This is a genomic window from Actinoplanes sp. CA-131856, assembly GCF_050956135.1.
Taxonomy (GTDB): Bacteria; Actinomycetota; Actinomycetes; order Mycobacteriales; family Micromonosporaceae; genus Actinoplanes.
Genome location: NZ_CP191849.1, coordinates 6,819,688 through 6,842,286 on the forward strand (window position 1 = coordinate 6,819,688; position 22,599 = coordinate 6,842,286).

Genomic DNA, 22,599 nt, shown 5'->3' on the forward strand with positions numbered 1-22,599 from the left:
CCGTTTTCCTCAACTTGCGCTTTTCTCCTCCCGTCGGGTAGCCAGACAGGATGATGCCGATCATCGACGGGCACAACGACCTGCCCATGCAGCTGCGCGGACGCTACGGATACGCGGTGGAGGGCCTCGACGAGCCCCGGCCGGAGTTGCAGACGGACATCCCGCGTCTGCGCGCGGGCGGGGTGGGCGGGCAGTTCTGGTCGGTGTACGTGCCCGGTGACCTGGGCGAACCCGAGGCGGTCGTGGCGACGATGGAGCAGATCGACGCCGTCTACCGGATGGCGGCGGCGTATCCGGACGACTTCGCGATCGCCTACAGCGCGGACGACGTCACCCGCGCCATCGAGACCGGGAAGATCGCGTCGCTGATCGGCATCGAGGGCGGGCACAGCCTGGCCACGTCGCTGGGTGTCCTGAGGGCGTTCGCCCGGCTGGGCGTGCGCTACGTGACGCTCACCCACAACGAGAACCTGTCCTGGGCCGACGCGGCGGTCCGCGAGCCCCAGGTGGGCGGCCTGAACGACGAGGGCCGGGCGGTGGTCCGCGAGATGCAGCGCATCGGCGTGCTGGTCGACCTGTCACACGTGGCGCCGGTGACGATGCACGCGGCCCTGGACACGGCCTTCGCCCCAGTGATCTTCAGCCATTCCGGCGTACGGGCCCTGCACGATCACCCGCGCAACGTCCCCGACGACGTGCTGACGCGCCTGCGCGACAACGGCGGCGTCATCCAGCTCACGTTCGTGGCCCCGTTCGTGTCGGCCGAGGCCCGGGCCTGGTCGGCCGCCGCCGACGAGGAGCTGACCCGCCTGGGCCTGCCCACGGCCGGGTGGCCCCGGGCTCCGCGCCCCGGCCAGGAGCCGTCGGCGGTCCAGGACTGGCCCGGCCCCGACCCGCTCCAGCATCCGTCGTTCGCCCCGTGGCTCTCGGCCAACCCGCGCCCGCCGGTCCCGGCCACCCTGGTGGCCGACCACGTCGAGCACGCACGGGACGTGGCCGGCCTCGACCACGTGGGCCTGGGCGGCGACTTCGACGGCACCACGGAACTGCCGGACGACCTGCGCGACGTCTCGGGCTATCCCCACCTGCTGTCGGAGCTGTCCTCCCGGGGTTGGTCGGAGCCCGAACTGGACAAGCTCACCGGCGGCAACATCCTGCGCGTCCTCCGCGAGTCGGAGCGCCTGGCCCAGGAGCCCCTCTGGCCCCTGTCCCCCGCCCGCTGACCCATCTCCCGGATTTCGCCGCCGTCCCCGCTCCCCCGCCTTCGGCCTCTACCCGCCTTCGGCTGTCTCGCCTTCCCGCCTTCCGCTGTCCCGCCTCCGCTGTCTCGCCTTCCCGGCGTCCCGCCTTCCGCTGTCTCGCCTTCCCGGCGGTTCCCCCTTTCTGAAGAGCCGCCGGGTGGCCTCCGGCCTGGCGTTTCGACGGTCAGGCCGCCGCATCGCCGGCGACCGCGCCGCGTGGATCACCCGCTGCGCCTTCGCGGGCGGACATGACGCACCTCTCACCGGCGGCTTCCGCGCCGGCGGGAAGCAAGGGGCGGAACCGTGCCGGCGCCGGCACGAAGTAGTCGCTCTTCTTCGGCTGCTCGCCCGCCGCATCGCGCCCTCGCTGCCGGGGAACGGGCACCATGCGCGGGATGTGCTTCGCGCAATGGATGTACGCCTCCTCGACCCGGGCGACGACCCACACCTGCGCCCGCAGCCCCGGCGGAACATCCGCCTGCCCGGCGGGGTCCTCGACGATCTCCGCCGTCCCGTTGACGTGCAGCCCGATCACGTCCTGGAAGTCGACGAACAGGATCCCCACGTGCCCGTTCTCGGTGATGTTGCCGAGACTGGCCATGACCCCGTTGCCCCGGAACTCGGGCCAGCTCAGATGCTCCTCGTCCAGCACCCGCACGAACCCGGCCGGCCCGGCCCGGAAGGTGCTGTCACACTCCCCACCGGCATCGGCGGTGGCCAGGAACATCATCTCCTGCCGCCCGATGAACTGCCGCATCCTGTCGTTGAGGTGGTTCAGGGTCTGCCGCTCGGCAAAGGCGTCGGCCCGCTCCCGAGTACCGAGCACGTCCTGCAGTTGCCGCTCACCGTGGTTCATGATGGCCCTCCAGCTCCCGGATCCCTCCCCGCTGCGCGACAGTTTCACATCGTGCGCGCGAGATCGCACTGAGTCACATTCGCGAACGGCCATACGTCACTCAACGGCGTTGACGCAGCCCAGGCGCATGGTCACCGCATCCGCTCCGCCGCTCCCTGTAACTCGATCGGGTGACATGAGAGAACGATTCACGCAGCCGCTCCGCGCGCGCACTGGCCGGATAGCGAGGCTCAGACGAGGCCGGCGTCGTGGACCAGCAGGGCCACTTGGACGCGGTTGTTCAGCTCCAGCTTGATCAGCAGGCGGGACACATGAGCTTTGACGGTCGCGACGGACATGTGCAGATCAGCGGAGATCTCGGCGTTCGACCGGCCGTGCCCGAGCGCGAGCGCCACATCGCGCTCCCGCTCGCTGAGCCGGTCAAGCCGCTCACCAGCACGAACCTGCGACGGCGGCGCCGGCGCCGCCACGTGGGCGATCAGTTGCCGGGTGACCGTGGGCGACAGCATCGCCTCTCCTTGAGCAACCCGCCGAACCGCACGCAGAATCTCCGCCGGCGGCGTGTCCTTGAGCAGAAACCCGCTGGCCCCCGCCCGCAGCGCCCGCAGCACATACTCATCCGCGTCGAAGGTGGTCAACACAATCACTTCGGGAGCCCCATGACGAGCCCGGAGTGTCTCGGTGGCCGCCAGCCCATCAACCCGGGGCATCCGAATATCCATCAAGACAACATCCGGTCGATGCGCCGCCACGGCCCCCGGCACCTCAGCCCCATCGGTGGCTTCCCCCACGACAGCCACATCCGCGGCCGCCGACAAAATCATCGTCAGCCCAGCCCGAACAAGCGCATCGTCATCAACAATCAACACCCGAACAGGCCCAGCCGCCGCTTCCCCGGCCTCGGCGCCGCCGTCCGCCCCCGGCGTCTCCGCCTTCTCGGGCCCCACACTTCCACTCACGAATGCCGCTCCCCCAACCCGCATCGCTCCCTCTTCCACCCTAGGAGCCACCCGCAGCACCCACCCGCCCGAGGTAAGCCCCCTCCGGGCCGCCACACAACGATCCAAGCCACACGACCAAGCAACCGCGGCTGGGCCGGGCGAGCATGGGCCGGTCGGCGAGCCACCCGCCGGAGCCGACGCGCTTCGCGTCAAACGGCGGCTGGGCCGGGCCAGCATGGGCCGGTCGGCGAGCCACCCGCGGGAGCCGCCGCACTTCGCGTCAAACGGCGGCTTGGCGCGGGATCAGGTTGGCCAGGGGAGCCAAGCGGTCAAGGCGAACTGGTTGTCGGGAGTGCGGCCGTGTTTCAGGTAGCCACCGGCCAGGGTGGCGCGCTCGGTGAGACCGATCAAGCCGGTGCCCGTGCCGGGGATGGCCAGCGACGGGTTGACCAAGGGCCACGGGTTGCGGATGTCGATGGTCAGGCCGTCGCTCACGGAACCGTCGACGGCCACCCGCACGGTCGTGCCGGGTGCGTGTTTGCGGGCGTTCGTCAGGCCCTCCTGCACTATTCGGTAGGCGGTGCGGCCGGTTCCGTCCGGCACGGTGGCGGGCTCGATGCGTACGTCCAAACGCACCTTGACCCCCGCCGAGCGCGACTCGTCGGCCAGTGCGGGCAGCGCGCCCAGCGTGGGCTGCGGCGGCTCGGGCGCTCCCTCGGCGGTCTCGGCACGCAGCACGCCGATCACCTCGCGCAGGTCCTGCAACGCCTGATGGGCGCTGGCCCGGATGACACCGGCCGCGGTCGCCACGTCCTGCGGCGCCGCGTCGGGGCGGATCTCGAGCGCCCCGGCGTGGAGGCTGAGCAGCGAGATGCGGTGGGCGAGGACGTCGTGCATCTCGCGGGCGATCCGGTTGCGCTCGAGCGAGCGCGCCTGCGCGACGCGCAGCTGCTGCTCCGACTCGGCCCGCTCGGCCCGGTCGCGCAGCGACAGCACCAGCTGGCGGCGGGAACGGACCACCATGCCCCAGAGACAGACGATCACGAGGAACACCGTCCCCCACGCCATCGTCTCCCAATAGGAGCGACCACCCTCGGGCCGCAGCAACGGGAACGCGGCATTGGTGAGCACCGCCCCGCCGGCGAACACCATCATCACCGCGAACCGGCTGTGCACCGCCACCGTGAACAACACGATCAGGCATGTGATGGCCGCGGCGACCGCGAACAGCGAGATCAGCATGCAGAACGCGGCCAGCGGTATCAGCCAGCGCCCGCGCCGCCACCACAGACCGAGCGCCGCGATCGTGCCGACGGCGAAATCGAGCCAGATCAGCCAGACCGGCGCGCCGGCCCACTCCGGCACGACGGTCGGGTCGGGCTGCAACAGGTCGAGCGTGACGAGCAGGGTGAAACCATAGCCGAGGACGAAGCAGAGGACATCGATCACCCAGTCACGGGTGGACCGGCGCGTCGGGAGGGCCGACTCGAGCCCGGCCGGCAACAGCCACTGGTACTCCGGCTTCAGCTTTCCCACAAAGCCGACTTTACGAGCCGGCGCCGTCCGGCCGATACCTACCAAAGTAGGGGTCTGCTCCCTACCAAGGTTTCTCGCCGGCGACCTCCGGCCGACGCGCTCGTCCGGTCGGCACCGCCACGCTGGAAGCATGATCACGGTCGAACATCTCACCAAGAGGTACGGCAACCACCCCGCCGTCGACGACGTGTCCTTCTCCTGCGAACCGGGCACGGTGACCGGCTTTCTCGGGCCGAACGGCGCGGGCAAGTCGACCACCATGCGCATGATCTGCGGCCTCACCCCTCCGACGGCCGGAACGGCCACGGTCAGCGGCGTCCCGTACCGGCGGCTCGGCAACCCCGGCCGCCATGTCGGGGTCCTGCTCGACGCCTCGGCCCAGCACGCGGGGCGTACCGGGCGCGAGGTGCTCAGCCTCGCCGCGCTCACGATGGGCATCGACACCAGCGAGGTGCCGCGCGCTCTGGACCGGGTCGGCCTCAACGCGACCGCCGCCAAGCGCCGCGTACGGGCGTACTCGCTCGGCATGCGGCAGCGGCTCGGCCTGGCCCTGGCCCTGCTGGGCGACCCGGCCGTGCTGATCCTGGACGAGCCCGCGAACGGTCTCGACCCCGAGGGCATCTTCTGGATGCGCGGCCTGCTCCGCGAGTTCGCCGACCGCGGCGGCACGGTGCTGCTCTCCTCCCACCTGCTGCGCGAGGTCGAGGCGGTGGCCGACCACCTGGTGGTGATCGGCGGCGGTCGCGTCGTCGCCCAGGGCGACAAGGCCGAGCTGCTCGCCGCCTCGGGCACCCTGGTCCGGGCGCTCGACCCGGCCGCGCTCGATCTGGTGCTCAAGCGCGCCGGCCTGGCCGGGACGAAGACGACCGACGGGGGCGTCGTCGTCCAGGCCGGGGCCGAGACCATCGGGCGGGCCGCGGCCGACGCCGGCCTCGTCCTGATCGAGCTCCGCCCGGCCGGTGGCGGCGGGCTCGAGCAGATGTTCCTCACCCTGACCGCCGGTGATTCCGTGAAGGAGGCCGTCCGATGACCGCCGTGCTGGAGACCCCGCCGCAGATCGAACGGGCCGTCACCCGCCCGGTCCCGATCGGCCGGCTCACGATGATCGAGCTGCGGAAGCTGGCCGACACCCGGGCCGGGCTGTGGCTGCTCATCGTGATCGCGTTCGCCACGGCGGCCACCTCGGCCATCATGATCGGCTGGGCTCCCGACGAGGAGCAGACGTTCCAGGGGTTCTTCCAGTTCGGGCTGCTGCCCTCGTCGGTGCTCCTGCCCGTGCTGGGCATCCTGTCCATGACGGGTGAGTGGTCGCAGCGCACCGCGCTGACCACGTTCACCCTGGTGCCGCAGCGCGGCCGGGTCATCGCGGCCAAGCTGATCGCCGGGGTGCTGATCGCGATCGCGTCGACCGCGGCGGCGCTGGCGCTCAGCGCCGTGGCGAACCTGCTGGGCGCGGCCCTCGGCGGCGACGGATCGTGGTCGACGGACGGCTCGGTGATCTGGCAGGGCGTCGGCCTTCAGGTGATCTTCGTGCTGATGGGCATCGGTTTCGGCGCCCTGCTGCTGAACACGCCGCTGGCGATCGTCGCGTTCTTCGCCGTGCCGATGGTCTGGTCGATCCTGGGCGGGACCATCAAGGCGCTGAAGACCGCGGCCGAGTGGATCGACATCAACACCACGACGACGGCCATGTCGGAACCGGCCATGACCTCGGGCGAGTGGGCCCGGGTCGGCGTGTCCGCCGCGGTGTGGGTGGTGCTGCCACTCGCCCTCGGCGTGTGGCGGGTCCTGCGCCGCGAGGTCTCGTAACTCGCCGCCGGCCGGGCGGAGGTACCGTGACACATGCCCATCGGTGCCCAGCCGCCCGGCCGTCGCGGCACGGTCGATCAGCCCTACAGCGCGCTGAACCTGCGGCTCATCCTGGCCGCCTTCGGTTTCGTCGTGTGCACGGTGCTGGCGATCCTGCTTTTCCGCGCGGGCTGGACGGTGCCGGGCTGGCTGCTTCTCGCCTGGGCCGTCGTGGCAGTGGTCGACATGGTCGTGGTGCAGTTGCGCCGCCGGGCCCGCCGCCGCGCCGAGGGCGACCGCGACCACTCCGTCTTCGAGTAGGCGGCCGGCGTCTTCGGCGAATCGCCGCATGTTGCCGGTCCGGCGAGCACGTGACGGGTACCGTCCCTTTTCATGGACCGCGTCCGATTCGCAGCCTTTGCGGTGATCGTCCTTCTCCTCCCCTTGGCCGCTCCGCCCGGCGCGGCCGTGGCCGAGAGGGATCACGCCGGGACGACAGCGGACACCCGCGAGCTCAGCAGCACCCGTTTCTCCTATCAAGGCCGGGCGCTGCCGGAGAACCCCCGATATCGGGAGGTGCGGTCGCGAGCGGCCACGCAGCCCAAGCCGACGCCGCCGGTGGGCACCGCGCGCGACTGGGTGGGTCTCGACGACACGACGGGCAAGTTCTACGACAAGACGTACACGCTGCGGGCGGTCGGCCGGCACATCGAGGTCTGGGTGGCGCAGGACATCGCCTTCCCGGCGACGGACTGCCGCAAAGGTTCGGTGGAGATCACCGACGCGCAGGTGGCCGACCTGATCGGCGAGTTCGACCGCAAGATCTATCCGCTGGAGACCACCATCTTCAGCACGCCGCCGAACCGCGACGGCACCGAGGCGACAGCCGACGGCGATTTCACCGGCGACGGCGACAAGACGGTCACCCTCGTGGACAACGTCCGTGACGCCAACTTCTTCACCTTTCCCAAGGCCGTCACCTACACCGCGGGCTTCTTCACGCCGCAGCTCAACGAGCTTTTCGACCGCAACGTCATGACCATCGACGCGTACGACTGGAAGCACCGCCTCGGCGCCGAGCCGGCCGACGATCCGACCACCGACCTCTGCACGAGCCGGCCCGCCCGGCCGCGGATGTACGAGTCGACGTTCGCCCACGAGTGGCAGCACCTGCTGGAGTATTACGCCGATCCGCAGGAGGCCAAGTGGCTCAACGAGGGGCTGGCCGATTTCGCACAGACCCTCGTCGGATATGTGGACGCACGCTCCAAGGTCGACGAGCCGGGCAACGACACGCACATCATGTGTTTCCAGGGGTTCGGAACGGTCAGGACGAAGTACAACGCGAACCCTCGTGAGTGTGGCGGGCCGCAGAACTCGCCGAACCTGTGGGACGAGGGCACACCCAGCGAGGTGCTGGCCGATTACGGCCTCGTCTATCAGCTCATGCTCTATCTGCGGGACCGGTTCGGCCTGCGGACGATCTCGGTGCTGCACCGCGACGGCATCCGCCAAGGCCTGGCCGCGCTCCAGGCCGCTCTGCCGACCGGCGTGCCGCTGTACGACGTGTTGCACGACTTCCAGGTGATGACGCTGGTCGACCGGATCGCCGGGGAGCCCGGCGGCAAGGTGATCGGCATGGCGGCCGACAAGGTCACGGCCAAGAGCTTGCGATCGACGGTCAACCTCGACAACAAGACCTTGTACGCCGAGCCCGGAGCGGCACCCAACGGCGCGGATTACGTGCCGCTGCCGACTCCCGTGCGCTCGCTCAGCTTTGCCGGGGCACAGCACCTGCCGCCCCTGCCGACGGGCTGGACGGTCGCCGAGAAGACGCTTTTCTCCGGCAACACCAACGACCTCGATTCGCACGCCGTCCGGGCCGTGACCATCCCGGCCGGCAAGCCCGCGCTGACGCTGGAGACCTCCTATGCCCTGGAGGACCGGTACGACTACGGCTATGTGACAGTGTCGACGGACGGCGGGCGCACCTATATGGCGCTGCGCGGCGACCGCACCAGCGTCGGGCCGCTGGGTTTCGGGATCACGGGGACCAGCAACGGCGTGGTCACCGCGAGGTACGACCTGACGGCGTACGCGGGAAAGAAGGTCTTGCTTGGTCTGCGTTTCGTGACCGACGCGGGCGGCGGCCGGGGTGGGTGGCGGATCGGGACGATCACGCTGGGCGGGCGGACGCTGAGCGACGGATCCAGCCTGGACGGATGGACCTCGCCCACGTCGATCCGGCCCATGGCCGTGCACAACTGGCACGTGCGGCTCGTCGGGCTCGGCAAGGACCGCGTCGAGATCGTGACGGCCGGCCAGTTCGCCCGGCTCGCGGGTTATCCCCAGGTGGTCGCCATCGTGTCCTACGACGAGCCGACGGAGAAGGCGAAGCAATATGCCCCCTATCGCCTCACGGTCAACGGCGTGCTTCAGCCGGGCGGCAGCAAGCCGTAGATCAGCGCGGTGGAACCCGAGCCGGCCTTGTTGATCTGGCCACCGCACAGGACGTAGGCCCCCGAGGGCGGAAGCGCGGCGAGGTTGGCCAGCACCTCCAGGCTGATCCGATGGCGCTGGTAGACCAGCCGGGAGACCGCGAGGCTGCTGTCGCGGCCGGGGTCGGGACCGAACGTGTCCGTCCCCGTGCCGCCCCGGCGCCCCAGCCGGCCCGTGTCGATCAGCCAGCGCACCGTCTCGAGGGCGAAGCCGGGCTGGTGGAGCACCCCGTCCGGGTCGCGGTTGAGGAAGGCCTCCGTACCCCAGCGCTCCTCCCAGCCGGTCCAGATGATCACCATCGACTCGTCCGGAACGCGGCCGTGGCGCCGCTCCCACTCCTCGACGTCGGCGATGGTCACCTCGTAGTCCGCGTCGCGAGCACACTGCTCCCGCACGTCGATCCGCACCGCCGGCAGACACAGGTCCTCCAGGTCGAGCTCGTCGGCCAGCGGGTGGCCGTAGGTGAAATGGCCGGGCGCGCCCCAATGGGTGCCGGTGTGCTCGCCCTCGCGGACGAACTGCATGTAGAAGCCCTCCTGCCCGATGGTGGCGACGGTCTCGAGCTCGAAGGCGGGGTCGCCCGGATAGACCACAGTGGTGTCCGGGTCGTTGAGATGGGACAGGCTGATCAGTCGGGGCGGCACCCAAGGGCCGGCGGCTCGGGTCATGCGCACACATTGACACTGTCACGATGACAGTGTCAAACTCTTCGGCATGTGGACGATCGACGAGCTGGTGGAGCGGGTACGCGAGGCCCTGACGGCCGAGTATCCCGGTGCGCCCAACGCCCGCGTCCGCGACGTGCCCGACCGGCGGGCGATCCGGTGGTATACGACGATCGGCCTGGTCGACAAGCCGTTGGGCATGCGCGGGCGCACCGCGCTTTACGGTCCTCGTCACCTGCAACAGCTGGTGGCCATCAAGCGCCGCCAGGCGCAGGGGAAGAGCCTCGCGCAGATCCAGACCGACTTCACGTGGATCTCCCCCGAGGCCCTGCGCGAGGCCGCCCGGGTCCCCGAGCACCTGCTCGACGACAGCGACAGCAGCCCGCCCGACCCCGCCACCGAGGCCCGCACCCGTTTCTGGGCCGAGCCACCCGCACCCTCGCCGGCGCCGGGCTTCCACGGGCCGCCGGCGATCGTCGAAGCGGCGCTGGGCCGCTCGGCCCCGCGCCCCGTGACCGCCCACCCGGTCACCGGCGTCGCCCTCGGCGGCGGCGTCGTCCTGCTCGTCCCGCACGCCCTGACCGACCGCGACCGCGACGACATCGCCGCGGCCGCCGCGCCATTGTTCGAACTGCTTGCCGCCCGTGGCCTTGTTGATGGGAGCTCCGTATGACCTTCTCCGTCGCCCCGATGAGCCCCAGCGAGATCAGCCGTGTCCGGATCCTGCCCGATTCCGGCTTCGGCTGCCTGCGCACCGACCGCGGCGCCCTGCCGCTCGACCGCCTCGACGTCCGCGCGCACATCAGTGGGCTGGTCGCCCGGACGGTCGTGCTCACCGAGTTCGTCAACGTGCACGAGGTCGCGCTCGAGGCGACATACGTCTTCCCGCTGCCCGACCGGGCCGCGGTGACCGGCATGACCATGACCGCCGACGACCGCACGGTCGAGGCGGAGCTTCAGGAGCGGGCGGCGGCCCGTGAGACGTACGACAAGGCCATCGCGGCCGGTCAGCGCGCCTCCATCGCCGAGGAGGAACGGCCCGACGTCTTCACCATGCGGGTCGGCAACATCCTGCCCGGCGAGCGGGTGACGATCCGGCTCAGCCTCGTCGGCCCGCTGCCGTTCGAGGACGGCGCCGCCACGTTCCGGTTCCCGCTGGTCGTGGCCCCGCGTTACATTCCCGGCACGCCGCTGCCGGGACCGTCGGCCGGTGACGGGCAGGCGCAGGACACCGATGCCGTGCCGGACGCCTCGCGCATCACTCCCCCGGTGCTGCTGCCCGGTTTCCCCAACCCGCTGCGACTGTCCGTCGGTGTCGATATCGACCCGGCCGGGCTCACTCTCGGGGAGGTCACGTCCAGCCTGCACACGGTCGTCGACCAGGACGGCACGCTGAGCATCACGCCCGGTGAGCGGGCCGACCGCGACGTCATCCTGCGCCTGCCGTACGAGGGTGGCGGCGAGACGGCGATCGCCGTGCCCGACGAGAGCGGCGAGGAGCCTGGCGGCGTCTACCAGGTGGTGGTGCTGCCGCCGGCCGACACCACGCCCGCCCGCCCCAAAGACGTGGTGCTGCTGCTCGACCGTTCCGGCAGCATGGGCGGCTGGAAGATGGTGGCCGCCCGCCGCGCCGCGGCCCGGGTCGTCGACACGCTGACCAGTGCCGACCGCTTCGCCGTGCTCACCTTCGACCACCAGGTCGACCGCCCCGGCGACCTGGGCGAGGGCCTGGTCGAGGCGTCCGACCGCCACCGTTTCCGCGCCGTGGAACACCTCGCCCACGCCACCGCCCGCGGCGGCACCGAGCTGCTCAGCCCGCTGACGCAGGGTCTCGGCCTGCTCCGGGCGAGCGAAGACCGCGACCGGGTGCTCGTGCTGGTCACCGACGGCCAGGTCGGCAACGAGGACCAGATCGTTCACGACATCACCCCGCTGATCGGCGTCACCCGCATCCACACGATCGGCATCGACCGGGCGGTGAACGCCGGGTTCCTGGGCCGGCTGGCCGCGCTCGGCGCCGGCCGGGCCGAGCTGGTGGAGAGCGAGGACCGACTCGACGAGGCGATGGAGCACATCCACCGCCGGATCGGATCGCCTGTCGTCTCCGGCCTGCGCGTCACCGGCGACGGACTGCGCCTGGTCGACGACGAGCGCACCCCAGCCCGCCTGCCGGGGCTCTACCCGGGTGTCCCGCTGGTGGTGAGTGGGCGCTACGCCGGCTCGGCCACGGGTGGGCGCTTCACGGTGACCGGGCGCACCCGTGACGACCGCGAGTTCAGCACGACGATCGCCGTCCAGGAACGGTCGGAGAGCGCGATCACGGCCCAGTGGGCGCGGGCGCGGTTGCGCGACCTCGAGGACGCCTATGCGGCCGGCGACCGCGGCCTCGAGCAACGCATCGTCGCCACGTCCCTGCGGTACGGGGTGCTGTGCCGGTTCACCGCGTTCGTCGCGGTGGACAGCCGGGTCGTCAACGAGGGCGGCCAGACCCTCCGGGTGACCCAGCCGGTCGAGCTTCCCCAGGGCTGGGAGGCGCCGGGTGACGTCGCGCCGGCGATGCTCCACATGGCGGCCGCGTCGTTCGCCCCGCCGGCGCCGCCGGCCGCTCCCGCGCCGGCCGGTCCCGCGCTGATGAGTTTCGACGGCGCCGCGGAGAACTCAGCCGGCGGGGTGCTGGGCGGACGCCGGACAGGCGCCGTGTCCGGCTTCGCCTCGCCGCGGGCCAGGGCGTCGTTCTCCAAGATGGGCGGCGCGGGAAGTTCGGCGCCGTCACCCGACGAGATGCGTGCCCTGGTGGTCACCGAGGTTCAGCGCCTCCGCGACGCCGCGAGCCTCCCAGTCTGGGAGAAACGCGACATGCTCGACGACCTGGCCAGCCGCCTCGACGTCCTGATCGGCTCGGCCGGCGACGAGGCCTTCCGGCCCCTGGTCGACCTGGTCGCGCGGCTGCGAGGCGACAGCCCGGTCGACGAGAAGTGGGAGGCCGCGCTGGAGAGCTTGACCGCCTTCGCCGGTCCAGCGGCGCCGGCCACCGGTTCCGGCCCGGCGCCCACACGGAAGGCCTTCTGGAAACGCTGATCGCCGGGGTGCGACTGTCGGGGATGGAGGGAGCCAGGGTAGGTTCTTGGCGATCTTGGGCCGTCTGAGGAAGTGGGTCTGGTGGCGGCTGTTCTCGTGTCGGTTTGCCGACCTGTGGTGGTCGTTCGCTGTCCCAGCGGGCGCATCGGGTGGAAAGTCGGATGTTCGGCGGGCGGTGTGGGCTCGATCATCGCGGGTAGGTTGGTCGGTCGATCGTCTCTTGAGGGCTTCACGGCGACGGGGGAATCGTGACTGGCGACGAGGTGGGCGACGAGCGGGATCCGCTGCTTGTCCGGCCGTTCGTGCTTCGCGACTCCGGGGCGTTGGAGAGCGAGACGAGCGACGGCGCGGAGCCGACGTGGCCGGCGGCCGATCGGGACGCCGGGGCGGGGCCGGGCTCGGGTGGGGCGGACGACGCCACGGCCGTGATCGTTCTGCCGGGCGCGAAGCCGCGCAGCAGTGGCCGGCGGCGGCTGGTCGTGGTGGCCGCGGCGGCCGTGGCCGTGCTGCTCGGCGTGGCCGCGGCGGGCTATGCGGCGCTGCGGTCGGATGTGCGGCCTCAGGTCACCGGTCTGGCCGACGGGCCGTTGCCTCCGGCCAGCGGGCCTGCCGCGACTGCCGGTTCGGCCGCGGCGAGTTCCGGTGCCAGTGCATCGACGGCGGTGGGACCGGGGTCAGGGTCGGGTGTCGGTACGGGGTCGGGAACGAACCCGGGATCGGGGCGCGGGCCGACCTCGGGGGCGACATCGACGGGGCCCGCAGGGTCGACGACGACGCCGAGCTCGGGGGCCGGCGGGGCTCCGGCCATCGCCACGTCGCCCACCTCTCCGGTGGCGACGGCGACCACGGCGCCGGGTGGCAAGACCGCTACACCCAGCGTGCCGGCCGGGATCGCTCCCGTGCCGCCGGCGGACGAGCGTGTGGGGGCGATCCGGGGGCAGAACGGGGTCTGTCTCGATCTCAACGGCGGGGTGCCGTTCGACGGGAACCACGTGCAGGTGTTCGGGTGCAACCGGTCGTTCGCGCAGACGTGGACCATCGCGTCGGACGGGACGCTGCGGGTGGCCGGCAAGTGCGCGCTGCTCGTCGGTGACGCCTCGGTCGAGATCGTGGGCTGCGACGGGCGCACCACGGCCCAGTGGCGGGTGTCGGGTCAGCTGATCGTCAACGCGTCGAACGACGACTGCCTGACCGATCCGTCGGGTGGGCGGTGGGCCGGAACCGGGGTTCGGGTCGAGGACTGCAACGGTTCGGCGAAGCAACGCTGGTCACTTCCGTAGCCGGAAAGCGGGTGGTTCGTGCTTCTCTAACTTGTGAGTCTTTTGATCGCGGTGCTCGCCGCGGTGGCCTACGCGGTCGGATCGGTCCTGCAGGCCGCTGCCGCGCGGCGGCCGGGCACGGTGCTCGCCCTGGCGGCATCGCCGCTCTACCTGGCCGGGCTGGCCGGGGACGGCGGCGGGTGGGTGCTGTCGTTGTGGGCGCTGCGCGGGCTTCCGGTGTACGTGGTTCAGGCCGTACTCGCCGGGTCGGTCGGGCTGACAGTGCTGCTGGCCGGTGTGGTGCTGCGGACACGTCTGCGGCGGCGGGACTACGGGGCGGTCGTGGTGATGGTCGCCGCGCTCGCGGTGGTCGGGTTGTCCAGCCGGGAGCAGCCGGCCTCGATGCCGTCGCACGGGACGACCGTGGTGTTGACGGTGGGCGGGTTTGCCGTGGCCGCGGTCGCGGGGGTCGCGGTGCTGCTGGCCGGGCGGACCGATCGGCGGGGGCTGCTGCTGGCGGGGCTGGCCGGGCTCGCGTATTCGGCTACCGCGCTGGCCGGGCGGGCGGTGCATCTTCGTACACCCTGGGTCTCGACCTTGACCGAACCGCTGCTGTGGGTCGTGATCTGCAGCGGGGTGGCGGGGACGGCGGCCTACGCGGCGGCGCTGCGCAGGGGAGGCGTCGCGCCGGTCACCGCGCTGCTCTGGGCGGTTGAAGTGATCGTTCCGGCGGCTGTGGCGGTTCCGCTGCTAGGTGACGAGATCCGCCATGGGTGGGGGGTGCCCGCGGCGCTGGGGATCCTCGTTGTGGTCGGTGCCGCTGCGGTCCTGGCCAGTTCATCCGGCACCGCCGCCAGCGCCGGCGCCGACCAGAAACGGGCGGAAGCCGCCGGCTCCGGCGCGGACCAGGAACGGCCCGAAGCCGCCAGCTCCGGCGTCGACCGGGAACGGGCGGAACAGGGACCTTCGGCGCATCAACCGTCGGAACAGCGAAGCGCCGGATGACGGCCGGGTCCGAAATGCCACGCCAGGTCGCGCGCAGCAGCGAGGAAGGCTGCGTTGGGGAGCGGCGTGGGACGGCCATGCGGGGGAGACGCGGGTGGGATGGTCGAGCGGCCAGGAAAGGACGCAGGAAGGACGGGAGTGGCGCGCAAGGTGAGGACGGCCAGGAGCGGCGCGCAAGGTGAGGACGGCCGGGAGTGGCGCGCAAGGTGAGGACGGCTAGGAGAGGCGCGCGGTCAAGCAGGGAAGCCGGGGCTAGAGGGACTTGGCGATGGCCCTGCCCGCGGCCCGGCCGCTGAACAAGCAGCCGCCCAGGAAAGTGCCCTCCAAGGCGTTGTAGCCGTGCACGCCTCCGCCGCCGAAGCCGGCGGCCTCGCCTGCGGCGTACAAGCCGGGGACGGGGGTGCCGGCCGGGGAAAGGGCGCGGGAACTCAAGTCGGTCTGGATGCCGCCCAACGTCTTGCGGGTCAGGATGTGGAGCTTCACCGCCACCAGCGGGCCCGCCGCCGGGTCGAGGATGCGGTGGGGGGCTGCCGTGCGGCCGATCTTGTCGCCCCAGTAGCGGCGGGAATTTCGGATGCCCTGGACCTGGGCGTCCTTGCTGTACGGGTTGTCCATCTGGCGGTCCCGGGCCTCGATCTGCTGCCGGACCGTCGGCGCGTCCAGGAGGGGCTTCTCCGTCAGCGCGTTCATGCCGTCCACCAGCTCCTCCAGGGAGGACGCCACCACGAAATCCTCGCCCTTCTGCTTGAACGCCTCCACCGGCGCCGGAGCTCCCTTGCCGAAGATGCGCTCCTTCAGGAACGCCCGGCGGTCGCTCGCCGTGATGTCGGGATTCTGCTCGGAGCCCGAGAGGGCGAACTCCTTCTCGATGATCTTCTGGGTGAGGATGAACCAGGAGTGGTCGTGCTCGGCGATGTCCGGCGTCGTGCGCAGGTGCCGCAACGTGCTCATCGTGTCGTAGCCGGGCAGGCACGGGGCGGGCAGGCGGCGGCCCAGCGCGTCGAACCACATCGACGACGGGGCCGGCAGGATGCGGATGCCGTGCGAGGGCCAGATCGGGTCCCAGTTCTGGATGCCCTCGGTGTAGTGCCACATGCGGTCCCGGTTGACCAGGCGGGCGCCCGCCGTCTCCGTGATGTCCAGCATCCGGCCGTCGACGTAGGCGGGGACGCCGGTGATCATCGACCGGGGTGGGGTGCCGAGGGACGGGGGCCAGTACCGGCGTACGAGATCGTGGTTGCCTCCGATGCCGCCCGAGGCGACCACGACGGCCTGGGCCGTCAGCTCGAAGTCGCCGGCCTCCTCCCGGGGTGAGGAGGCGCCGCGCACGCCGTCGAAGGGGACGAGCCGGGCGCCGCGCACGCCGGTCACCGCGCCGTCGGTGACGATCAGCTCGTCGACGCGGTGGCGGAAGTAGAAGTCGACCAACGGTGAGGACTGGACCGAACGCACGAACGGGGCCACCACCCCCGTACCCGTCCCCCACGTCACGTGGAAGCGCGGCACCGAGTTGCCGTGGCCGTCGGCCCGCAGGTCGCCCCGCTCCGGCCAGCCCACGGTCGGCAACCAGCTCATGCCGAGCGACGACAACCACGCCCGCTTCTCGCCGGCGGCGAACTCGACGTACGCCCGGGCCCACCGCACCGCCCACGAGTCCTCGTCGTCGAGACGGTCGAAGGCGGCGCTGCCCTGCCAGTCGCTCCAGGCCAGCTCGACCGAGTCCTTGACGCGCAGGCGGCGCTGCTCGGGGCTGTCCACGAACATCAGGCCGCCGAACGACAGGTACGCCTGGCCGCCGAGGTTGGCCGCGCTCTCCTGGTCGACCAGGGCGACCCTCTTACCGGCGGCGATCAGCTCATGGGCGGCGGCCAGACCGGCGAGACCGGCACCGACGACGATGACGTCAGCGTTCATGACCCGGCAATGTACCGGAGATTCCGAAGAAGTTTCAGATTGTGGCGGCGCCGATTTGCCGCGACGACTTCAACTAAGGATCGAACTAAGGCAACGAAACGGTCACGAGAAACTTAAGTCCATCGATGCCAGCTTGACCCGGCCCGAGGGCGCGGGAACTGTTAAGTCACTTTCCGGTTCCCCACCCCCACCCGGGAGATCCCCATGCGCAGACGCGCCCTTTTAGCCGCGTTCACGGCATTAGTCGCGGCAACCGCCACCTTCGGCGTGCGCCTGATGAGTGCCGACGCCGCCCCCATCGCCTTCGCCCACCCGGGCGTCCTGGTCAGCCGGGCCCAGCTCGACTTCGTCAAGGGCAAGGTCGCCGCGGGCGCGCAGCCCTGGCTGAGCGCCTACAACCAGATGATGGCGAGCCGCTACGCCTCACTCTCGCGCACCCCCGCGCCGCGAGCCACTGTCGAGTGCGGCTCCTACTCCAACCCCAACAACGGCTGCACCGACGAGCGTGAGGACGCCATCGCGGCGTACACGGCCGCTCTGGCCTGGTACATCACGGGCAACGCGGCGTACGCGCAGAAGTCGATCGCCCTGATGGACGCTTGGTCGGCCACCATCAAGTCGCACACCAACAGCAACGCCCCGCTGCAGACCGGGTGGGCCGGCTCGGTGTGGCCGCGCGCCGCCGAGATCATCAAGTACACGTACTCGAGCTGGCCCAACCAGGCCCGGTTCGCCACCATGCTGCGCAACGTCTACCTGCCCGTCGTCATCCCCGGCAGCTCCAGCAACGGCAACTGGGAGCTGTCCATGATGGAGGCCGCGGTCGGCATCTCGGTCTTCCTCGACGACAAGGCCAGTTACGACCGGGCCATCACCCGCTTCAAGGCCAGGGCCGAGGCGTACGTCTATGTCACCGCCGACGGCAGCCAGCCCAAGTATCCGCCGGTCGGCAGCGTCGACACCCGGGCCGAACTGATCAGCTACTGGCAGGGCCAGAGCACCTTCGTCGACGGCCTGTCCCAGGAGACGTGCCGCGACTTCACGCACACCGGCTACGGCATCTCGGCCATCAGCCACATCGCGGAGACCAGCCGCATCCAGGGCGAGGACCTCTGGCCGTCACTGGCCGACCGGACCCGGCACGCGCTCGGCTTCCACACCAAGTTCGAGAACGGCACGGCCGTGCCGTCGAACATCTGCGGCGGGTCGGTGGTCAAGGGACTCGGCCCGGTCACGGAGGTCGCGTTCAACGCTCTCTCCAACCGCTTGGGGTACGCCATGTCGAACACCCAGACGTACACCGAAGCGAAGCGGCCGCAGGGCACGAACAACCTGTTCGTGGCCTGGGAGACGCTGACACACGCCAACAACCCGGCCTGAGGGATCACCATGCGAAAAGTACTCATCAGCGCCGTCCTCGGCGCCGTCGTGGCCGGTGTGGGCATAGCCGGCGTGACCACCGCCTTCGCGGCGTCGACCGGCACCCTGGTCAGCGTGGCCAACAGCAAGTGCCTGGACGTCACGAACGGCAGCACCGCCAACGGCAACCAGCCGCAGATGTGGGCCTGCTCCCCCGGCGCCAACCAGACCTGGACGTTCGCCGACGACGGCTCGGTGCGCGGCCTCGGCAAGTGCCTCGACGTGGCCAACGGCGCCGTCACCGACGGCGCGGTCGTGCACATGTGGGACTGCTACGCCGGGCTGACCAGCCAGCAGTGGACCCTCAACGCGGCCAAGGACCTGGTCAACGTCAAGGCCGGCAAGTGCCTCGACATCAAGGACAACAACCTCGCCGACGGCGCCAAGCTCCAGCTGTGGTCGTGCGGCGGCGGCGCCAACCAGAAGTGGAACTACTCAGGCACCCCGACCACTCCCCCGACGACCGTGCCGCCGAACCCGAACAACCCCGACCTCGGCCCCAACGTGACGATCTTCGACCCGTCCATGTCGCAGTCGACGATCCAGAACAAGCTCAACAGCGTCTTCAACAGCCAGGTGAGCAACCAGTTCGGCAACGCGCGTTACGCGCTGCTGTTCAAGCCGGGCAGCTACAACGTCGACGCCAACGTCGGCTTCTTCACCCAGGTGGCCGGCCTCGGCCTCAACCCGGACCAGGTCAACATCAACGGCCACGTGCACGTCGAGGCCGACTGGTGGCCGGACGGCTCGCAGAACGCCACCCAGAACTTCTGGCGCTCGGCCGAGGGCCTGTCGGTGACCCCGCCGGACGGGCTCGACCGCTGGGCCGTGTCGCAGGCGGCCCCGTACCGCCGGATGCACGTCCGCGGCAACCTGGCCCTGTCCGACGGCGGCTGGTCGTCGGGCGGCTTCATCGCCGACTCGAAGATCGACGGCCAGATCCAGTCCGGGTCGCAGCAGCAGTTCCTGACCCGCAACTCGCAGATGGGCAGCTGGAACGGCTCCAACTGGAACCAGGTCTTCGTCGGCAGCCCGGGCGCCCCCGCGCAGAGCTTCCCGTCGCCGCCGTACACGACGATCGGCTCGTCGCCGACGATCGCCGAGAAGCCCTATCTGTACGTCGACAGCGCCGGGGCGTACCAGGTCTTCGTCCCGGGGTTGAAAAATAACGCGAGCGGCGTCAGTTGGGCGTCCGGGAATCCGGCGGGCACGTCGCTGCCGATCAGCACCTTCTACGTGGTCAAGGCCGGCGACACCGCGGCCACGATCAACGCCGCCCTCGCGGCGGGTAAGAACCTGCTGGTCACGCCCGGCGTCTACAACCTCAACCAGACGCTGAACGTGGACCGCGCGGGCACGGTGATCCTGGGCCTGGGCCTGGCCACCTTCGTGCCGACCGGCGGCGTGGACGCCATGCACATCGCCGACGTCGACGGCGTCCGGCTGGCCGGCGTGCTCTTCGATGCCGGCACGACCAACTCGAACACGCTGCTCCAGGTCGGCCCGGCCGGGTCGTCGGCGTCGCACGCGGCCAACCCGACAGTGTTGTCCGACGTCTTCATCCGCGTCGGCGGCTCGATCGCCGGCAAGGCGAACGTCAGCATGCAGATCAACAGCAACAACGTGATCGGCGACCACGCCTGGATCTGGCGGGCCGACCACGGCAACGGCGGAACCGTCGGCTGGACCGTCAACACCGGCCGCAACGGCCTGATCGTCGACGGCGACAACGTGACGTTCTACGGCCTGTTCGTCGAGCACTATCAGCAGTACCAGACCATCTGGAACGGCGAGGCCGGCCGGACGTACTTCTACCAGAACGAGATGCCGTACGACCCGCCGAACCAGGCGGCGTACATGAACGGCTCGACCCGCGGCTGGGCCGCGTACAAGGTGGCCGACTCGGTGAACACCCACGAGGCGTACGGCCTGGGCAGTTACTGCTATTTCAACGTCAACCCGTCGGTGGTCAACGCCCGCGCCTTCGAGGTGCCCGTCAAGTCCGGAGTGAAGTTCCGCGACATGGTGACGGTCTCCCTCGGCGGCACCGGCACCATCACCAACGTCATCAACACCACGGGCGCCGCCGTCAACAGCGGCCACCAGGTCACCAGCCTGGTCAGCGGCCCGTAACCAGCCCGGTCAGCGCCCGGTCGCGCCGTCGATCTGCTCCCGCAGGATGTCGGCGTGACCGGCGTGCCGGGCCGTCTCCTCGATCATGTGGGTCAGCACCCACCGCCGCGAGGGCGGCAACCCGCGGCCGGGCGGGCGGGGAGCGTCGAGCGCGAGATCGTCCCAGGTGGCGACGACCTCGTTCGCCTCCTCGACCGCCCGGCGATAGCCGTCGAGCAGGCTCTCGGCCGTCTCGTCCCGGCCCGGCCGCATGGTGCGGCGCAGGTTGGTGATCGGCTCGCCGAGGAAGTAGAACCGCTCGACGTACGTCAGATGCTTGATCAGGCCCAGCAGATTGGTGCCCGACGGCACCCCGGCCGTGCGTGTCTGGGGCTCGGGAGCGCCGGCGACCTTGCCCGCGATCGACTCGCGCAGGTAGTCCAGAAATCCCAGCAGGGTGCTTCTCTCGTCCGCGCCGGTCCACCCGGGCCCGGCATCCTTCGCGCGGCGCGTCTTCATGGCGGCCAGCATCGCCACCCTGATCGGCCGCCCACAAGAAAAGTTGCCGGATCCGCAAACGGCCCTGGTCGGGGCGCGGCGTCGCCGACCATGGGGACATGCGTGTGCTGCTGCGCGTGGAGAGCTTCGTGCCGGCCGCCGGGGCCACGGCCTTCCTGCTGCTCTTCGGGGTGTTCGGCGGGGTCTCCGACCCCGCGCCGGTCGCTCGGTGGCTGGGTCTCGGCGTGCTGCTGGCGCCGGCTCTCATGGTGTACGCCCACAGGCCCGCCGCCGCGTGGGCCGGGCTCCTGGGCGCCGTGTTGTGGACTCCCCTGGCCACCGGGTTCGGCGCGGTTCTCCTCGTGTGGGCGTACGCCCTCATCGGCGTGGCGGTCGCCCAGCGCGACCGGCCCCCGGCCGCCCTGCCGGTGCCGCACCGCAGGCCGCCGGCCCCCTTCGAGCTGCCGCACGTCGGCGCGCCGGCCGAGGTCGCCGGGTTCGCGCTGCTGATGGCCTCGGCGGCCGGCGTGGTGTGGGTGTCGGTGGACGAGGCGGCGGTGCCGTGGCTGGCCGGGACCATCGTGGCCTTCGGGCTGGGCTGCGCCCTGCTGGCCCGGGCGGTCAAGCACCAGGGCGCGCTGCGCGATCTGTTCAACCATCAGCAGCCGGTGCACGCCGTCCGCGCCGTCGAGCAGGAGGGCTACGTGCACGTGCTGGTGCCCGCCGAGGACGATCAGACGGCGCTGGAGCTGGCCTTCGACGTGGCCGAGCCGGAACCGTGGGACGACGACGAGGACGTGCACACGGTGGCCGGGGTGCTCTACGGGCATCCGCGCAAGGACGCCTGGTGCGCGCTCGAGGTCGGCGACCGGTTGCACGTGCCGGTCGGGCCGGTCGGCGAGGTCATCACGGTGCCGTTCGACGTGGTGCACGGACTGCCGCGCGAGATCGAGGACGACGAGGAGCAACTGGTCGACCCGGAGGCGCTGCGGCCGGCCGACCGGGACGCCGACGCCTTCCAGCCCCGCGAGCACCGGATCGCGCCGGCCCGGGCCTGGACCACCACCATCATGATCGGCGCCGGGTCGGCCCTGGCCGTGGGCGAGCTGGGCCATCTGGCCGGCTTCCCGCACACGGCGGTCGCCGTGCTGGTGGCGGTGGCGGGCGGAGCCGGCTTCGAGTTCGGATGGCGCTCCCAACTGCGGCCCCGGCTGCGCTGGCACGCGGGCGGCATCGCGGCGGTCGGCTTCCGCGGCCGCGACCGTCAGCCGTGGGCCACCGACAGCGCGATCGTCTACGACGACGGCAACAGCATCGTCCTGACGGCCGGCGAGTCGGTGATGACCGTGCCCGTGCCGCCGCCGTGGCCCCGGCCAAAAGCCGCAAGCACCGCAAATCGCCGGGCCAAGACCGAAAAACGGTCGGGCAGGCGCGCAGCGGCTGCGACTGGCGCCGGGGCTGGGGCTGGCGCTGTCGGCGGGGCTGGCGCTGGGCTCGGGGCGCGAGAGGCCGGCCCGCGCGGAGGGGCGCGGCACTGGGTGCGGCCCGATGTCAAAGCCCGCCGCAAAGCGGATCCGGCGGCGCCGCAGCGGACGGCGGATCAGCTTGTCGCGGCCCTGCGGGACTCGCGGACCCGGTCGCTCGCGCTGAGTCCGCTGCCGCCGCCGCCCGAGATCGAGGTGCCGCGGCGGCCGCTTCTTTTGTACGCGGCGTGGGCCGTGGCCACCGCCGGAACGACCCTGATCTTGACGTGAGAAGTCCGGAACGGAAACACGAGGCGCGTAGCGT

General features: G+C 71.1%; 18 protein-coding genes. 12 read left to right on the forward strand and 6 right to left on the reverse strand.

The window, feature by feature from the left end:
* The first annotated feature begins 50 nt into the window (after window positions 1-50).
* Complete coding sequence (locus ACQP2X_RS31660) at window positions 51-1,223, forward strand: dipeptidase (RefSeq protein ID WP_498688123.1); 1,173 nt, start codon at window positions 51-53, stop codon at window positions 1,221-1,223.
* 202 nt (window positions 1,224-1,425) lie between these two features.
* On the opposite strand, the gene ACQP2X_RS31665 is transcribed toward ACQP2X_RS31660, so the two are convergent.
* The 3 genes from ACQP2X_RS31665 to ACQP2X_RS31675 all read right to left on the reverse strand — a co-directional run bounded on the left by ACQP2X_RS31665 (window position 1,426) and on the right by ACQP2X_RS31675 (window position 4,574).
* Window positions 1,426-2,097: a pyridoxamine 5'-phosphate oxidase family protein gene (locus ACQP2X_RS31665; protein WP_498688124.1), complete on the reverse strand. Its 672-nt coding sequence runs from the start codon at window positions 2,095-2,097 to the stop codon at window positions 1,426-1,428.
* A gap of 230 nt (window positions 2,098-2,327) precedes the next feature.
* Complete coding sequence (locus ACQP2X_RS31670; protein ID WP_498688126.1) at window positions 2,328-3,080, reverse strand: response regulator transcription factor; 753 nt, start codon at window positions 3,078-3,080, stop codon at window positions 2,328-2,330.
* A gap of 261 nt (window positions 3,081-3,341) precedes the next feature.
* A complete protein-coding gene (locus ACQP2X_RS31675) occupies window positions 3,342-4,574 on the reverse strand; it encodes a sensor histidine kinase (protein WP_498688128.1) in 1,233 nt (410 codons plus the stop codon).
* A gap of 130 nt (window positions 4,575-4,704) precedes the next feature.
* On the opposite strand from ACQP2X_RS31675, the gene ACQP2X_RS31680 reads away from it, so the two are divergent.
* The 4 genes from ACQP2X_RS31680 (at window position 4,705) to ACQP2X_RS31695 (ending at window position 8,822) form a co-directional block, all read left to right on the forward strand.
* A complete protein-coding gene (locus tag ACQP2X_RS31680) occupies window positions 4,705-5,604 on the forward strand; it encodes an ABC transporter ATP-binding protein (RefSeq protein ID WP_498688130.1) in 900 nt (299 codons plus the stop codon).
* Window positions 5,601-6,383 carry an ABC transporter permease gene (locus tag ACQP2X_RS31685; RefSeq protein ID WP_498688132.1) on the forward strand — a complete coding sequence of 261 codons (783 nt, stop codon included), beginning with the start codon at window positions 5,601-5,603 and terminating at the stop codon, window positions 6,381-6,383. Before ACQP2X_RS31680 ends, ACQP2X_RS31685 begins: the two co-directional genes overlap by 4 nt.
* A gap of 33 nt (window positions 6,384-6,416) precedes the next feature.
* Window positions 6,417-6,683, forward strand: a complete 267-nt coding sequence (locus ACQP2X_RS31690) for a hypothetical protein (protein WP_498688133.1) — start codon at window positions 6,417-6,419, stop codon at window positions 6,681-6,683.
* A gap of 72 nt (window positions 6,684-6,755) precedes the next feature.
* Window positions 6,756-8,822 (forward strand): peptidase M6 immune inhibitor A, encoded by a 2,067-nt coding sequence (locus ACQP2X_RS31695; RefSeq protein WP_498688135.1) that lies wholly within the window; start codon window positions 6,756-6,758, stop codon window positions 8,820-8,822.
* Here the strand turns inward: ACQP2X_RS31695 and ACQP2X_RS31700 are convergent.
* Window positions 8,798-9,529 carry a cyclase family protein gene (locus tag ACQP2X_RS31700; RefSeq protein ID WP_498688137.1) on the reverse strand — a complete coding sequence of 244 codons (732 nt, stop codon included), beginning with the start codon at window positions 9,527-9,529 and terminating at the stop codon, window positions 8,798-8,800. The genes ACQP2X_RS31695 and ACQP2X_RS31700 overlap by 25 nt on opposite strands.
* Window positions 9,530-9,575: 46 nt before the next feature.
* On the opposite strand from ACQP2X_RS31700, the gene ACQP2X_RS31705 reads away from it, so the two are divergent.
* The 4 genes from ACQP2X_RS31705 (at window position 9,576) to ACQP2X_RS31720 (ending at window position 14,868) form a co-directional block, all read left to right on the forward strand.
* The gene (locus ACQP2X_RS31705; protein WP_498688139.1) at window positions 9,576-10,199 is read left to right on the forward strand and encodes a MerR family transcriptional regulator; all 624 of its coding nucleotides are present in this window, start codon (window positions 9,576-9,578) and stop codon (window positions 10,197-10,199) included.
* The gene (locus ACQP2X_RS31710; RefSeq protein ID WP_498688141.1) at window positions 10,196-12,604 is read left to right on the forward strand and encodes a VIT domain-containing protein; all 2,409 of its coding nucleotides are present in this window, start codon (window positions 10,196-10,198) and stop codon (window positions 12,602-12,604) included. The genes ACQP2X_RS31705 and ACQP2X_RS31710 overlap by 4 nt, the downstream gene beginning before the upstream one ends.
* Before the next feature lie 248 nt (window positions 12,605-12,852).
* Window positions 12,853-13,884 (forward strand): ricin-type beta-trefoil lectin domain protein, encoded by a 1,032-nt coding sequence (locus tag ACQP2X_RS31715; protein WP_498688143.1) that lies wholly within the window; start codon window positions 12,853-12,855, stop codon window positions 13,882-13,884.
* A gap of 33 nt (window positions 13,885-13,917) precedes the next feature.
* Window positions 13,918-14,868, forward strand: coding sequence for a hypothetical protein (locus ACQP2X_RS31720; protein ID WP_498688145.1), 951 nt, complete (start codon window positions 13,918-13,920; stop codon window positions 14,866-14,868).
* A 252-nt stretch (window positions 14,869-15,120) separates the two neighbouring features.
* On the opposite strand, the gene ACQP2X_RS31725 is transcribed toward ACQP2X_RS31720, so the two are convergent.
* Window positions 15,121-16,782 carry an FAD-binding dehydrogenase gene (locus ACQP2X_RS31725; RefSeq protein WP_498688146.1) on the reverse strand — a complete coding sequence of 554 codons (1,662 nt, stop codon included), beginning with the start codon at window positions 16,780-16,782 and terminating at the stop codon, window positions 15,121-15,123.
* Window positions 16,783-16,986: 204 nt separating this feature from the next.
* Here ACQP2X_RS31725 and ACQP2X_RS31730 point away from each other — a divergent pair, with 204 nt between their 5' ends.
* Window positions 16,987-18,162 (forward strand): alginate lyase family protein, encoded by a 1,176-nt coding sequence (locus ACQP2X_RS31730; protein ID WP_498688148.1) that lies wholly within the window; start codon window positions 16,987-16,989, stop codon window positions 18,160-18,162.
* Window positions 18,163-18,171: 9 nt separating this feature from the next.
* Window positions 18,172-20,334 (forward strand): pectate lyase-like domain-containing protein, encoded by a 2,163-nt coding sequence (locus tag ACQP2X_RS31735; protein ID WP_498688149.1) that lies wholly within the window; start codon window positions 18,172-18,174, stop codon window positions 20,332-20,334.
* Between the two features lie 9 nt (window positions 20,335-20,343).
* Here the strand turns inward: ACQP2X_RS31735 and ACQP2X_RS31740 are convergent, their stop codons facing one another.
* On the reverse strand, window positions 20,344-20,832 hold the full coding sequence (locus tag ACQP2X_RS31740; RefSeq protein ID WP_498688150.1) for a DinB family protein: 489 nt from the start codon (window positions 20,830-20,832) through the stop codon (window positions 20,344-20,346).
* 98 nt (window positions 20,833-20,930) lie between these two features.
* On the opposite strand from ACQP2X_RS31740, the gene ACQP2X_RS31745 reads away from it, so the two are divergent.
* Complete coding sequence (locus tag ACQP2X_RS31745; RefSeq protein WP_498688152.1) at window positions 20,931-22,565, forward strand: hypothetical protein; 1,635 nt, start codon at window positions 20,931-20,933, stop codon at window positions 22,563-22,565.
* Window positions 22,566-22,599: the final 34 nt, after the last annotated feature.